The sequence below is a fragment of the Streptomyces sp. NPDC050422 genome (genome assembly GCF_044458665.1).
In the GTDB taxonomy this organism is placed as follows: Bacteria; Actinomycetota; Actinomycetes; order Streptomycetales; family Streptomycetaceae; genus Streptomyces.
Genome location: NZ_JBITIE010000016.1, coordinates 141,189 through 154,441, shown reverse-complemented (window position 1 = coordinate 154,441; position 13,253 = coordinate 141,189). Strand labels below are relative to the sequence as shown.

At 70.8% G+C, this 13,253-nt stretch carries 9 protein-coding genes and 1 tRNA gene; 2 read left to right on the top strand and 8 right to left on the bottom strand.

Annotated features, from left to right (window positions below):
• Positions 1–50: 50 nt before the first annotated feature.
• From ACIBJG_RS25450 to ACIBJG_RS25435, 4 genes are all read right to left on the bottom strand, one after another.
• Positions 51–617: a Uma2 family endonuclease gene (locus ACIBJG_RS25450; protein ID WP_399310809.1), complete on the bottom strand. Its 567-nt coding sequence runs from the start codon at positions 615–617 to the stop codon at positions 51–53.
• A gap of 250 nt (positions 618–867) precedes the next feature.
• Positions 868–1,788: a helix-turn-helix domain-containing protein gene (locus ACIBJG_RS25445; RefSeq protein WP_399310694.1), complete on the bottom strand. Its 921-nt coding sequence runs from the start codon at positions 1,786–1,788 to the stop codon at positions 868–870.
• A gap of 115 nt (positions 1,789–1,903) precedes the next feature.
• Positions 1,904–2,752, bottom strand: a complete 849-nt coding sequence (locus ACIBJG_RS25440; RefSeq protein WP_399310692.1) for an oxidoreductase — start codon at positions 2,750–2,752, stop codon at positions 1,904–1,906.
• 346 nt (positions 2,753–3,098) lie between these two features.
• Complete coding sequence (locus ACIBJG_RS25435) at positions 3,099–4,010, bottom strand: helix-turn-helix transcriptional regulator (RefSeq protein WP_399310690.1); 912 nt, start codon at positions 4,008–4,010, stop codon at positions 3,099–3,101.
• 194 nt (positions 4,011–4,204) lie between these two features.
• On the opposite strand from ACIBJG_RS25435, the gene ACIBJG_RS25430 reads away from it, so the two are divergent.
• Both ACIBJG_RS25430 and ACIBJG_RS25425 read left to right on the top strand, forming a co-directional pair.
• Positions 4,205–5,044, top strand: coding sequence for an SDR family NAD(P)-dependent oxidoreductase (locus ACIBJG_RS25430; RefSeq protein WP_399310689.1), 840 nt, complete (start codon positions 4,205–4,207; stop codon positions 5,042–5,044).
• Positions 4,999–5,862 (top strand): SDR family oxidoreductase, encoded by an 864-nt coding sequence (locus ACIBJG_RS25425; RefSeq protein ID WP_399310687.1) that lies wholly within the window; start codon positions 4,999–5,001, stop codon positions 5,860–5,862. The genes ACIBJG_RS25430 and ACIBJG_RS25425 overlap by 46 nt, the downstream gene beginning before the upstream one ends.
• Before the next feature lie 570 nt (positions 5,863–6,432).
• On the opposite strand, the gene ACIBJG_RS25420 is transcribed toward ACIBJG_RS25425, so the two are convergent.
• The 4 genes from ACIBJG_RS25420 to tmk form a co-directional block, all read right to left on the bottom strand.
• Positions 6,433–6,506 (bottom strand) — tRNA-Thr (locus ACIBJG_RS25420).
• Positions 6,507–6,604: 98 nt separating this feature from the next.
• Positions 6,605–8,155 carry an alpha/beta hydrolase gene (locus ACIBJG_RS25415; RefSeq protein WP_399310686.1) on the bottom strand — a complete coding sequence of 517 codons (1,551 nt, stop codon included), beginning with the start codon at positions 8,153–8,155 and terminating at the stop codon, positions 6,605–6,607.
• Between the two features lie 246 nt (positions 8,156–8,401).
• Positions 8,402–9,607 carry a DNA polymerase III subunit delta' gene (locus tag ACIBJG_RS25410; RefSeq protein WP_399310683.1) on the bottom strand — a complete coding sequence of 402 codons (1,206 nt, stop codon included), beginning with the start codon at positions 9,605–9,607 and terminating at the stop codon, positions 8,402–8,404.
• 170 nt (positions 9,608–9,777) lie between these two features.
• Positions 9,778–13,080 carry a dTMP kinase gene (tmk, locus tag ACIBJG_RS25405; RefSeq protein WP_399310681.1) on the bottom strand — a complete coding sequence of 1,101 codons (3,303 nt, stop codon included), beginning with the start codon at positions 13,078–13,080 and terminating at the stop codon, positions 9,778–9,780.
• Between the last annotated feature and the right edge of the window lie 173 nt (positions 13,081–13,253).

Below are 13,253 nucleotides of genomic sequence, written 5' to 3'. Positions count from 1 at the left end.
CCCTCACCGGCGACAACGCGCTCGAACTCGGGTGGCTTACCCGCATCGAGTCAGACCTGGCCGAGATCGACTTCCATCTGGAAGGGAGCCGAAACCTTGACGACGCCGGTGAACACGTCCCCGTTTGCGTAGGCCCTGGTCGCGGGGTCGAGAACATAGGTGTACACCAGCGGGACTCCGGTCGTGGCCTGCTCGACCCGCCAGTAGAAGGCAATGCCGGACTTGGCGTACTGGTCCGTCTTCACAATCCGATCGGTGGTCTCCGATCCCGGCGAGACGACCTCCACGACCAACAGCACGTGCTCCGGGCGGGTGGGCGTGATGTCGATCGTTTCCGCGCGATACACGACGACATCCGGGCGCCGATTCGTGAGCGGGACGTCCTGGAGACGGACGTCGAAGTCGGTATCGGCATTCCAATCAGGCCCCGCAGCCTCCTCCAAGGCATTCGCCAGGATCCGAGCGAGCCGGTTATGGCGCTTGGACGCACTGGGACTCACGACGACCATCCCGTCCACGATCTCAATCCCCGAACACTGCTCCTCGGACCAGGAGTCGTACTGCTCCGCCGTGATCTGCTCGTGCATCCACGCAGGGGCTGCCCTCTCGGCAGTCATGACGCACCTCCCGGACACCATGCGAGCGGGCCCGATCCCGCCGACTTCAGCGTACTGTCTCAGCTCCCCCGGCACCCTGGACGCGAGAACGGCCGCCGCGCGCGGTGCGCAGAGCCCCGTTCCACGAGAGTGCCTGCTGCCGTGCCGAGGCACTGTCCCTGCTCGGCAGCCTGCACGCCGCCCGGCACCGGGAATCCTCCGCCGAGCGGTAGCGCCGACCGTCGCCCTGATGTTCGTCGTCCGGCCCGGATCAACGCTTGCCGCCGGGGGCGGCGGGGGCGGCGCCAGGCTCCGCAGGTGATCCTCGGCGCAGGTGTTCCTGCTGGAGGTGAGGCTCGGTAGTGGCCCACCCGGCAAGGAAGGCAAGGGCCTGAGCGGAGCGGGAGTTGGGTTCGGCCGTGTAGACGAGCAGCGTCTGGTCCCCGGTGCCGCGCACGTCCATCACCTGGAAATCCAGGCTGATCTCTCCCGCGAGGGGGTGGAGGAAGTCCTTGCGGCCCGAGCGCTGGGCGCGCACCCGGTGGGTGGACCACCACTGACGGAAGTCGGCGTCCTTCACCGACAGCTCTCCGATGAGGCGGAGCAGGGCGGGGTCCTCGGGGTAGCGGCCGGCGTCCATCCGGAGATAGGAAACGCATTCGCGGGCCACCTTCTCCCAGTCGGTGTACAGGGCGCGGACCTCGGGGTCGAGGAAGGACAGCCATATGTGGTTGCGGTGCTGTACGGGCACCTGCCCGAAGTCGGTGATCAGCGCAGCGCCCAGGGTGTTCCACCCCAGGATGTCCATACGCCGGCCCAGCACGAGCGCGGGCACCCCCGGCATGCTTTCCAGCAGCACCCGGGTCGCACCCCCCACACGCTGCGTGCGGGGTGTGGGCGACCCGGCCTTGACGGTGAGTCCGGTGGAGTCGGCAGCGCAGCGCAGCAGGTACTCCTGTTCGTCCGCGTCGAGTTCCAGGGCCCGCGCGAGGGCGGTGAGGATCTCCGGCGACGCCGACTTCGCCCGGCCCTGTTCCAGGCGGACGACGTAGTCCACGCTGACACCGGCCAGCGTGGCGAGTTCCTCGCGCCGCAGTCCCGGTACCCGGCGGTGGCCGGAGGAGGGGATGCCGGTCTGTTCGGCGCTCACCCGGGCCCGGCAGGCGCGCAGGTACTCACCCAGTTCGGTCACAGCCGTCCTCGTTTCAGCATCGTCTCTCGTCATCAACGCGGTCGGCCCCGGCGGCTTCCCCCGGTGGTGCGACGGTGCGGCTGCACCACCGGGCGAAGCACCGCAAGGCCACCGGTCAGGCCGGGGTGCGGGTGTCGTCGTGGTCGGTGGACAGGGCCAGGTCGCGCCAGGCGACGGACTCCTGCTGGAGCTGCCCGATCTTCCGGTCGAGCTCGGCCAGGCAGTCGCTGCCGAGCTGGGCGCGTACCGGCGGGTCCTGAGCGTCGGCGAGAGCCAGAACGGCTGCGGCGCCCTTGACCGGGTCGCCCGGCTGAGCCTGGTTGAGGCCGGGAACCACTCCGCGTACCGCACCAGCGGTCGCCGCGTAGTCGGCGATCACGGTGTCCTCGGTATGCAGGCTGGTGGCGTCGAGGAAGTCGGTACGGAAGTAGCCCGGCTCCACCAGCGTGACACCGACCCCCAGCGGAGCCAGCTCCTGCTGCATCGCCTCGGAAATCCCCTCCACGGCGAACTTGGTGGAGCAGTAGATCCCGAAGCCCGCCGAGCTGCTGAACCCACCCAACGAGCTGAGGTTGAGTACGCGACCTGACCGCTGTCGGCGCATCACCGGCAGCACCGCGCGGGTGACGTTGAGCAGGCCGAAGACGTTGGTGTCGTAGATCGAGCGGACCGCGGCGTCCGTGGACTCCTCCACCGCGCCGAGCAGGCCCCGCCCCGCGTTGTTGACCAGGACGTCGATCGACCCGAACGCCTCCACCGCCGCGGCGACCGCCGTGTGGGCCCGCGCCTCGTCGGTCACGTCGAGCGCGAACGGGAGCAGTCGGCCCTCGTACCCGGGCAGCGCCTTCTCGACAGCCTGAGGGTTGCGGGCGGTCGCGACGACGTTGTCGCCGCGATCGAGCGCCTGGCGGGCGATCTCCAGACCGAAACCGCGTGCTGCTCCGGTGATGAACCACGTGGTCATGCGTACTCCTCGAACAAGGGGGCCATCCGTCCCCGAAAGTGCGTGTGTGCTGCGGTGTTCTCCAGGCTGACCGGAGCACGGGGGGTCTTCCAGGGAAAGGTCTCCCTAGGAACAGCCGTCCCACGGAGCCGACCGGTCGAACTCCGTGTCACTGATCAGCACGTACCCGGCCCGGATCCGCGCCACAACCGCACGGGCCGCCTCCAGGTCGGCACCGGTGACTTACGCGGCGAGACAAGGGGGTGTCGTCGGCGATGGCGACGGCCTCGTCCAGGGCGTCGTGGGCGATCACCGGCATCACCGGCATCACCGGGCCGAAGATCCTTCCCGGGAACCCGGGGTCGATTCAGTTTCCGGCGCTACGGACAGTGGTGGGGCCGTGCGTCGGCGCTGTCTCCTGTGCCGTGGGTTCGTCCCAGGAAGCCAGCAGCCGCAGTGACGTTTCCGATGGGCTGTTTTGTTCGGTGCGGTAGATGAACAGGGTCTGGTCGGGGTCGTCGCCAGGGGTGAGGGCCTGATAGGTGATGGTGAGGTCGCCGACGAGGGGGTGGTGGTAGTCCTTGGTGCCGGTGGTGCGCTGGTGAACTTTGTTATCGGACCAGTAGCGGCGGAATTCCTGGCTGTTTATGGACAGGTCACCGACGAGAGCGCTGAGCGCGGGGTCGTCGGGGTGACGACCGGCGTCGAGGCGGAGCATGGCGGCCGTGTCGGCGGCGACGGTGGCCCAGTGTGTGTACAGCTCGCGGGCGTGGGGGTCGAGAAAGACGAAGCGTGCCTGGTTGCGGTGCGCGGCGGGCAGGGCACGGAAGTCGGTGATGAGGCGTCCGGCGAGGCGGTTGTGGGCGAGGACGTCGAGGCGCCGGCCGAGGACGAAGCCTGGCCGGCAGGCGGCCTCCAGGGTGTCCAGCAGGTCCCAGGTGCCGGGATCGACGCGCTGCGGCCGGGACCGGCGCTTGCGCTGGGCCGAGGTGGGTCGAGCGAGCATGTGCAGGTGGGCGCGTTCGGCGTCGTCGAGACGCAGCGCGGTGGCAAGCGCGTCGAGGACTTCTGCTGAGGCGCTGGAGCTGCGGCCTTGTTCCAGGCGGGTGTAGTAGTCCACGCTGACTCCGGCCAGGCGGGCGAGTTCTTCCCGCCGGAGTCCGGGCACGCGGCGCCGGCCGAAGCCTCCCTCCTCCAGTCCGGCCTCCTGCGGGGTGAGGCGGGCGCGGGCCGAGCGCAGAAACTCCGCCAGCCGGGAGCTTGTCTCGTCACGGGTCATGCCACCCAGTCTCGCGCGTTCCCTCCCCGCATGACGCAGCCCAGGGTGGCCCAGTTCGTCCCCCGATCGACAGGACCTGTTTCGCGCCCCTTTGCGCTGGTCAGCGCTGTTTCAGTGGAGGAGCAGAACGGATGACGGGGCGCATCCCCGCTCCCCCGCTTCCGTCCCGTCACCCACGAAAACAGGAGCCGTTCATGTCCACCTGGTTCATCACCGGAGCCTCCCGCGGTCTCGGCCTCCAGATCGCCCGTGCCGCGCTGGAGGGCGGTGACACGGTCGTGATCGCGGCCCGCAACCCGGACAGCCTGCCGGACGACCTGAAGCGGTCGGAGCGCGTGTTCGGCATCGCGTTGGACGTCACCCGCAGCGAGGACATCCCGCGGGCCGTCAAGGCGGCCGTAGACCGGTTCGGCGGGATCGACGTGCTGGTCAACAATGCCGGGCGCGGACTGCTCGGCGCCCTGGAGGAGATCACGGACGCCGAAGCGCGCTCCCTGTTCGACCTCAACGTCTTCGGTCTGATCAATGTGACCCGCGCGGTCCTTCCCGTGATGCGGGAGGCGGGCCACGGAAAGATCGTCCACATCGGATCGCGGTCCGGATTCGAGGGCGAACCCGGCGTCAGCATGTACAGCGCCTCGAAGTTCGCCGTCGCCGGGATCAGCGAAGCCCTCTCCGTGGAACTCGCACCGTTCGGCATCCAGAGCATGGTCGTCGAACCCGGCGTATTCCGTACCGACTTCCTCGACGGCAGCTCACTGTCAACCGCCGCCGACCGCATTCCCGCCTACGACGGCACCCCGGCTCACGACACCCTCGACTGGATCGGCCAGGCCAACCACACCCAGCTCGGCGATCCCGTCAAGGGGGCCGCGTTGATCTACGAAGTGACCTGCCAGGACAAGCTGCCCACCCACCTGGCACTCGGCCGTGACGCCATCGAGCGCCAGCAGGTCAAGATCAGCCGGCTCCAGGACGACCTCGCCGCGTGGCAGGAGAAGTCCACCGCCACCGCCCACGACGACGCTGCCTGAACAGCCCATCGAAACACCAGCAGAAAGTGAATCCTTTTCCCATGTCCCCACTCATCACGGGCCGGCCGCTTGACGGCCGGACAGCCGTGGTCACCGGTGCTTCCAGCGGCATGGGCGCGGCCACCGCGCACCGCCTTGCCGCGCTGGGAGCCTCGGTGGCCATCGTCGCACGGCGTCAGGACAGACTCGCCGCACTCGCTGAGGACATCACCACAGCCGGCGGCACCGTGCTGCCTCTGACCGTGGACGTCACCGACCGGGCCGCCGTCCAAGCCGCCGCAGATGAGGTGGCCAACGAGCTCGGTCAAGCGGACCTGGTGTTCAACAATGCCGGAGTGCAGCTCATCTCCGCCATTGACGAGCTGAAGGTCGACGACTGGCAGCGCCAGATCGATCTCAACGTCACCGGCGTGATGAACGTGATAGCGGCCTTCCTTCCCCACCTGACCGCCGCAGCCGACCGGGGAGGGCCGGCGGACCTGATCAACACCTCCTCCATCGCGGCCACACGCATCCTGGAGAAGTTCTCGGTCTACTCCGGAACCAAGGCCTATATCAGTCACCTGACACGCCTCATGCGCGTCGAGCTGGGACAGAAGAACGTACGTGTCAGCGCGATCGAACCCGGCATGGTCGACACCGAGCTCCCCGACCACGTCGTCGACACCGACGCCAGCACCATGATGGCCGCGTTGCTGCGCGACATCGACTGCCTCCGAGGAGACGACATTGCGGAAGTCGTCGGCTTCATCACCTCACTCCCGCGTCACGTCAACCTCAGCGAGCTGACCATCCTGCCCACAGCCCAACCCCTGTAGAAGCGCCCCAGGGGGCTTGCCCGGATACGTGACTCCAGGCAAGCCCCACGCGCAGCGTTCTCTCAGGGTCGCCCTTGCCCGGAGCAAGATCAAGAACAGTCCACGGACACGGACACGGCCCCGGACCGCCCATGCACTGTCACAACCTGCTGTCACTCAAAGTGGGTTGAGGCTCATTCCGGGAAGTATTTGCGACAGCATCCGGGGTCACGACGGGCGGGCCTTGACTCAAGGCCCATCAGGTCGCCGGTGGCTCGGGTGCTGCCCACCCGGGCCACCGGCGACCTGATGGGCCGGGTGGGCAGCACCCGAGCGGCAATGACTCGCGAGCAGCCCGAGACGGCCTCCCGGCGAAGCCTCTGGGCTGACGCACCGGCAGGAGCAAGGCCACGGAAAGGGAAGACCCCAGGTCGCGGCGAGTGCGTCCTGGGGTGCATTACAAGGGCGCGGGCCCCATCTGGCCCCCATGCGCTATTTCGGAGCCGGATCCGGCGTTGGTGCAGAACACGAGCCGATCAGGAAAAAGCAAAAGCCCCAGGTCACGGCGAGTGAGTCCTGAGGCTTAAGCGGAGCCGCCTTCGGGATTCGAACCCGAGACCTACGCATTACGAGTGCGTTGCTCTGGCCAACTGAGCTAAGGCGGCACGCCCTGTCGCACCATGGTGCGATCAGCAGCGTCGCCAAGTCTACACAGTTTCGAGGAGTGCTCCGTACCGGCCCGTTCTTCCGCCTCAGTCGCAGGTCAGGAGCACTTCTTGCCGTCGTCCGGCGCGGTGCCCTCCAGGAGGTACGTGTTGATCGCCGTGTCGATGCAGTCGCTGCCACGGCCGTACGCCGTGTGCCCGTCGCCCTCGTAGGTGAGGAGCGTGCCCGACGAGAGCTGGCCGGCCAGGGACTTCGCCCACTTGTACGGGGTCGCCGGGTCCCGGGTGGTGCCGACGACCACGATCGGGGCGGCGCCCTCGGCCTTGATCGGGTGCGCGGTGCCGGTGGCGGGGACCGGCCAGTAGGCGCAGTTCAGGGAGGCCCAGGCGAAGCCCTTCCCGAAGACCGGCGAGGCCTTCTCGAAAGTGGGCAGGGCCTGGGTGACCGCCTGGGAGGTGGCGAAGGCGGGCGGGAGGTCGACGCAGTTCACGGCCGCGTTGGCGTACATGAGATTCGCGTACGTACCGTTCGGCTCGCGCTCGTAGTAACTGTCCGCCAGGGAGAGCAGACCCGAGCCGTCGCCCGCCTCGGCACCGGTGAGCGCCTCGCGGAGCTGGGGCCAGGCCGTCTCGTCGTACATGGCGGCGATGACGCCCGTGGTGGCGAGGGACTCGCCGAGCTTGCGGGACTCACCCGTGGCGATCGGCTTCGCGTCGAGGTCGCTGAACAGCTTCTTGAGATTCTTCGCCGCGTCGTCGGCGGACTTCGTGCCGAGCGGGCAGTCCGCCTTCTTCACGCAGTCCGCCGCGAAGGACTGGAACGCGGTCTCGAACCCCGCGGTCTGGTCCCGGTTCATCTCGACCGACGGGAGCGAGGGGTCCATCGCGCCGTCGAGAACCAGACGGCCCACCCGCGCCGGGAAGAGTCCGGCGTACGTCGCACCCAGGAAGGTTCCGTACGAGGCGCCGACGTAGTGCAGTTGCCCGTCTCCCAGCAGCGCCCGCAGGATGTCCATGTCACGGGCCGTCTCCACGGTGGAGACGTGCGGCAGGATCTCGCCCGAGCGCTGCTCGCAGCCCGTGGCGAACTTCTTGAAGGCGCTGCTCAGCTTCGTGACCTCGACGGCGTCGTCCGGGGTCTGGTCGACCTGCGTGTAGGCGTCCATCTGTGAACCGGTGAGGCATTCGACGGGTTCGCTGCGCGCGACCCCGCGCGGGTCGATGGCGACCATGTCGTAGCGGGCGCGCACCTGGGCGGGGTAGCCGATCGCGGCGTAGCCCTGGAGATAGCCGATGGCCGATCCGCCGGGGCCTCCCGGGTTGACCAGGAGGGAGCCGATCTTCTTGCCGGGCCCGGTGGCCTTCTTCCGGGAGACCGCCAGCTTGATCTCGCCGCCGTCCGGCTTCGCGTAGTCGAGCGGCGCCTTCATCGTGGTGCACTGGAATCCGGTGACACCGCAGTCCCGCCAGCTCAGCTGCTGGGCGTAGAACGACTTCAGCGCCGCCGGCACGGCGGAGGGTGTGGCCGAGGCCGCCTGCGCGGGCGACGACGCGCCCGTGGTCGAACTCCCGCCGGAGCAGCCGGAGATGAGGAGGCCGGCAGTGCCGAGCGCTAGGGCGAGGGTGCGGAGCGGGCGCCTGATGTGCATCTCCGGAGCGTAGCCGCCGGGCGTCGGCTCGTCCGATTCCCTGCCCTTTCGGGTGATTCGGTGACCGGTACGGGGCGGCTCGGTGACCGGTACGGGGCGGCTCGGTGACCGGTACCGGGCGGCTCGGTGACCGGTACGGGGCGGCTCGGTGACCGGTACCGGGCGGCTCGGGGATCGGTGGGTCCGTGTGCCGGTCCCGCCGTGCAGCCGTGCAGCCGTACAGCCGTACAGCCGTGACCGGCGGTGTCAGCCCGCCCGCAGCGCCATCGTCATCGCCTCCACCGCGAGCAGCGGGGCCACATTGCGGTCCAGGGCCCGGCGGCAGTCGCTCACGGCCTCGATCCGGCGCAGGGTGCGCTCGGGAGTGGACGAACGGGCGATGCGGTCGAGGGAGTCCTGGGCGTCCGCATTGGCGATGGCGATCCGGGAACCCAGCTGCAGGGCGAGCACATCGCGGTAGAACCCGGTCAGTTCGGTGAGTGCCAGGTCGAGGCTGTCGCGCTGGGTGCGGGTCTTCCGGCGCTTCTGCCGGTCCTCCAGCTCCTTCATCACCCCGGCCGTGCCCCGCGGCATCCGGCCGCCGGCGGAGGCGCCGAGCGCGGCCTTCATGTCTTCCGTCTCCTTGACGTCGACATCCTCGGACGCCTGCTTCGCGTCGTCGGTGGCCGTGTCGATCAGCTCCTGGGCCGCCTTGAGGCAGCCGCCGATGTCGTCGACCCGCAACGGGAGCTTCAGGACGGCCGCCCTGCGGGCACGGGCCCGCTCGTCGGTGGCCAGCCGGCGGGCCCGGCCGATGTGTCCCTGGGTGGCCCGGGCCGCGGCCGCGGCCCGCTCCGGGTCGATGCCGTCGCGGCGGACGAGGACGTCGGCGACGGCGTCGACCGACGGGGTACGCAGGGTGAGGTGGCGGCAACGGGACCGGATCGTGGGCAGCACGTCCTCCAGCGAGGGCGCGCAGAGCAGCCACACCGTGCGCGGCGCGGGCTCCTCCACCGCCTTGAGCAGCACGTTCCCCGCGCCCTCGGTGAGGCGGTCGGCGTCCTCCATGACGATGACCTGCCAGCGGCCGACGGCCGGCGAGAGCTGGGCGCGGCGAACCAGCTCGCGGGTCTCCTTCACACCGATGGAGAGCAGATCGGTGCGGATCACGTCGACGTCGGCATGCGTACCGATGAGGCTCGTGTGACACCCGTCGCAGAAGCCGCAGCCCGGCGCCCCGCCCAGGGCACGGTCCGGGCTGGTGCACTGCAGGGCGGCGGCGAAGGCCCGGGCGGCGGTGGACCGGCCGGAGCCCGGGGGACCGGTGAACAGCCAGGCGTGGGTCATCCTCGAGCCGGGCGGCACCGGCTTTCCCGTGGAATTGGCGGTGACCAGTGCGTCGGCGTCCCGGGCGGCGGCACCGAGCTGCTCCTGCACGCGGTCCTGGCCGACCAGGTCGTCCCATACGGACATGGGCACCGCCCTTCCAGTGATATGCGGCCGCGCCGCCGTTCCGTGGAACGGCGGCGCGGCTCCGTGTGGCTCCCGCCACGGCTGTCGCCGTGACGTTCGTCGATCCGGCTTCCCATTGTGGGGGACGGGGCTGACAATCCCGACAGCCGGACGGACGACGGCCGGCCCGGTCAGCGCCGCGGGCGGCGCCCCCGGCCCTTGGGTGCGGGGCCCTCGTCGTCGTGATCGCCGAGCAGCTCGTCCGCCAGCGTGGGCAGATCGTCCAGCGGGGTCTCCTCCGCCCAGTCCGGGCGCGGACGCCGCGACCGGCCGGACGAATCCTGCCGGTCCCGGTCCGCCTGCGGGTTCCCGTGCGGGTCCGCGTGCGGATCGGTGATCTGCGGCAACTCGCGGGTGCGCTCGTTCTCGCTCTCCGGTGCGGATTCCGCCGGGCGCTCGTCCCGGAAGATGCCGCGCGGAACCCGGTCCGCCGGATCGGCGTCCCGTCCGGAGGTCCGTCGCGTGTCCCGTCCCCCGTCACGTACCGGCGGAAGCACGGCCGTCTCGTCCGCCGCACCGGGGTGTCCGGAGGCGTCGGAGATCTTCGGGATCATCGGCGTCTCGGCCTCGTCGGAAGGCCAGGGCGCGGACGGCGACGCGCTGCGGGGCCGCCCCGAACCGGACTGCGGATCCACGGGGGAAGGCACCGGCTGCGTGATCTCGTTCGGGTTGACGATCGGCGTCGGCACCGTCAGCTCACTGTCCGACTCGGACGGCCCGGCCTGCGTGGACCGTGTGGACCGCGCAGACGACTCGGACTGCGCGGCGGCACGCGAAGCCTGCGCGGCCGCTGCCGCCTCGGCATCGGCCTCCGCCTGGGCGGCCGCAGCCTGAGCACGGGCGCTCTCTGCGGCGGCAGCGGCCTCTGCCTCTGCCTGCCTGCGGGCCGCCTCGGCCCGGAGCAGTGCCTCCTCCGCCTTGCGCTGCTTCTCCAGGCGCCGGGCCTCGGCCTCCTGGCGCAGCCGGGCCTCCTCCTCGGCCTGGCGGCGAAGCCGCGCCTGCTCGGCCTCGCGGGCCGCGTCCTCGGCCTCGATCCGGGCGCGCTCCTCCTCGGCGACGCGGCGGGCCTCCTCGGCACGCTGCCTGGCCTCCTCCGCCTGCCGTTCGGCCTCGCGCCGGCGGGCTTCCTCCTCCTCGCGGCGCTTGCGCTCCTCCTCCTCGGCGCGGAGTTTGGCGAGCTGCTCCTGCCGCTCGCGCTCCAGGCGCTCCTCCTCGGCCTTGCGCGCGGCCTCCTCCTCGGCGAGGCGCCTGGCCTCTTCCTCGGCGGCCTTGCGCGCCTCTTCCAGGGCCTTGATCTCGGCCTCGGAGAGCGGAAGGAGGTGGTCGAGCCGGTGCCGTACGACCGTGGTGATCGCCTCCGGCTCCTGGCCGGCGTCCACCACCAGGTAGCGGGTCGGGTCGGCGGCGGCCAGCGTCAGGAATCCGGACCGCACCCGGGCGTGGAACTCGGGCGGCTCGGACTCCAGCCGGTCGGGCGCCTCGGTGAACCGTTCCCTCGCGGTCTGCGGGTCGACGTCCAGGAGGACCGTCAGATGCGGTACGAGTCCGCTCGTCGCCCAGCGCGAGATCCGGGCGATCTCGGTCGGCGCGAGATCGCGGCCCGCGCCCTGGTAGGCGACGGACGAGTCGATGTATCGGTCGGAGATGACGATCGCGCCGCGCTCCAGCGCCGGACGCACGACCGAGTCGACGTGCTCGGCGCGGTCGGCGGCGTACAGCAGGGCCTCGGCGCGGTTGGAGAGGCCGGCCGACGACACGTCGAGCAGGATCGAGCGCAGCCGCTTGCCGACGGGGGTCGCACCCGGTTCACGGGTGACGACGACCTCGTGGCCCTTGGCGCGGATCCACTCGGCGAGCGCCTCGACCTGGGTGGACTTGCCCGCTCCGTCACCGCCCTCCAGAGCGAGGAAGAAGCCGGTGGCGGCGGGTGCGACCGCCGGGTCTCCGCCGCGCAGTGCCTCGCGCAGGTCGCGGCGCAGCGGCACTCCGGAACGGTCGTCCGTCTTCGCCAGGACGATCGCGGCGACCGGCAGCAGCAGGGCGCCGATCAGCATCAGGGTGAAGGCGGCGCCGCCGTGGGCGAAGACGAAGTCGCCCGCGGTCAGCCGGTGGGTGCCTATGGCGGCGGCCACCAGCGGGCCGCCGACCGCGCCGAGCGCGACCAGGACCCGGACGACGGCCTGGAGGTGCTCGGTGGTCCGGGCCCGGCGGGATTCCTCGGTCTCCTGGTCGACGAGCACATGGCCGGTGCTCGCTGCGACACCCGCCGCGTAGCCGGCGAGCACGGCGATCAGGACGACGGTCGCCGTGTCCGGCACCAGGCCCATCGCCAGGAGGGCGACCCCGGTGACGGCGGTGGCCAAGGAGAGCAGCCGGCGGCGCGACAGGGCCGGCAGCACCTTCTGCGCGGTGCGGATGCCGACGCCCGTGGCACCGGTCAGGGCGAGGATCAGCAGGGCGAAGGTGACGGGACCGCCACCGAGGTCGGCGGCGTGCAGTACGGCGACGGCGGCCGCGACCGCGATCGCCCCGGCCACCGCGGCGCAGGTCGCGACGATCAGCGGGACGGCACCGGTGCGTCCCTTGTCCGGTCCGCTGCCGGCGGACGGCCGTCGCAGCCCCTCCAGGGGCGAACGCGGACGGGGCGTCGTCGTACCGGGCAGTTCCAGGAAGTACAGGGTGGAGATCGAGGCGGAGAACAGCCCGGCCGCGACGTACGAGCCGAGGGCCGCCTGGTGGAACGAGAACCACTCCAGGCCCGAGCCCAGCAGATTCCCGATGAGCGTGGCAACCAGCAGAACGGCCGCGGCGGCGGGAACGGCGGCGAAGTCCGTACGCAGGGAGAGCCGGCGCAGCGCGTCCATGTGATCCGGCAGCGGGCGCACCGCGGCGCCCTCGATCGGCGGTGCGGGCAGCAGCGCGGGCGCCGCGCCGTCCTTCGCGATCGTCCACAGCCGCTCGCCCGCGCCGGTGACGAAGACGGTGATGAGGATCATCATGAGCGCCTTGTCGGGCGTCCAGTCGATCCACAGGGGCGCGACGACCAGCAGCGCGAGCCGCAGCCCGTCGGCGCCGATCATCAGCCACCGCCGGTCGAGCGGCCCGCCTGGCGCCGTCAGGGTCGTCAGCGGCCCCAGGAGTACGGCTCCGAAGAGCAGAGTGGAAATAATCCGGGCCCCGAAGACGGCGGCGACGGCGAAGGCCGCCCCGCGGTATCCGGATCCGAATGAGCCCTCAAGGACCGCCGCTTGCAGCGACAGCAACACCAGCACGAGAAGGGCGAGTGCATCGCCGGTACTGCCGACGAGCTGCGCGCTCCACAACCGCTTCAGCGGGGGAACACGCAACAGGGCTCGTACGGCGCGCTCGCGTGAGTCTGCGGCAAGTGTGTCGGAGGTGGGGCTCACGACCGTTGGCTGCTCGGCTCGCGTCATCCGCCCAGCCTATCGGGAGCAGGGCGGTGCCCGGGGCCCGCGTCCGAACATACGACCGCAGACCGGCCGGGCCGGCCCCTCTCCGGCCCCCGCCCCAGGACGCGACAAAGCCGGAGGGGCTGGACACCGGTCCAGCCCCTCCGGCGCGGTTCAGGGGCCCGAGCCCCAGGTCG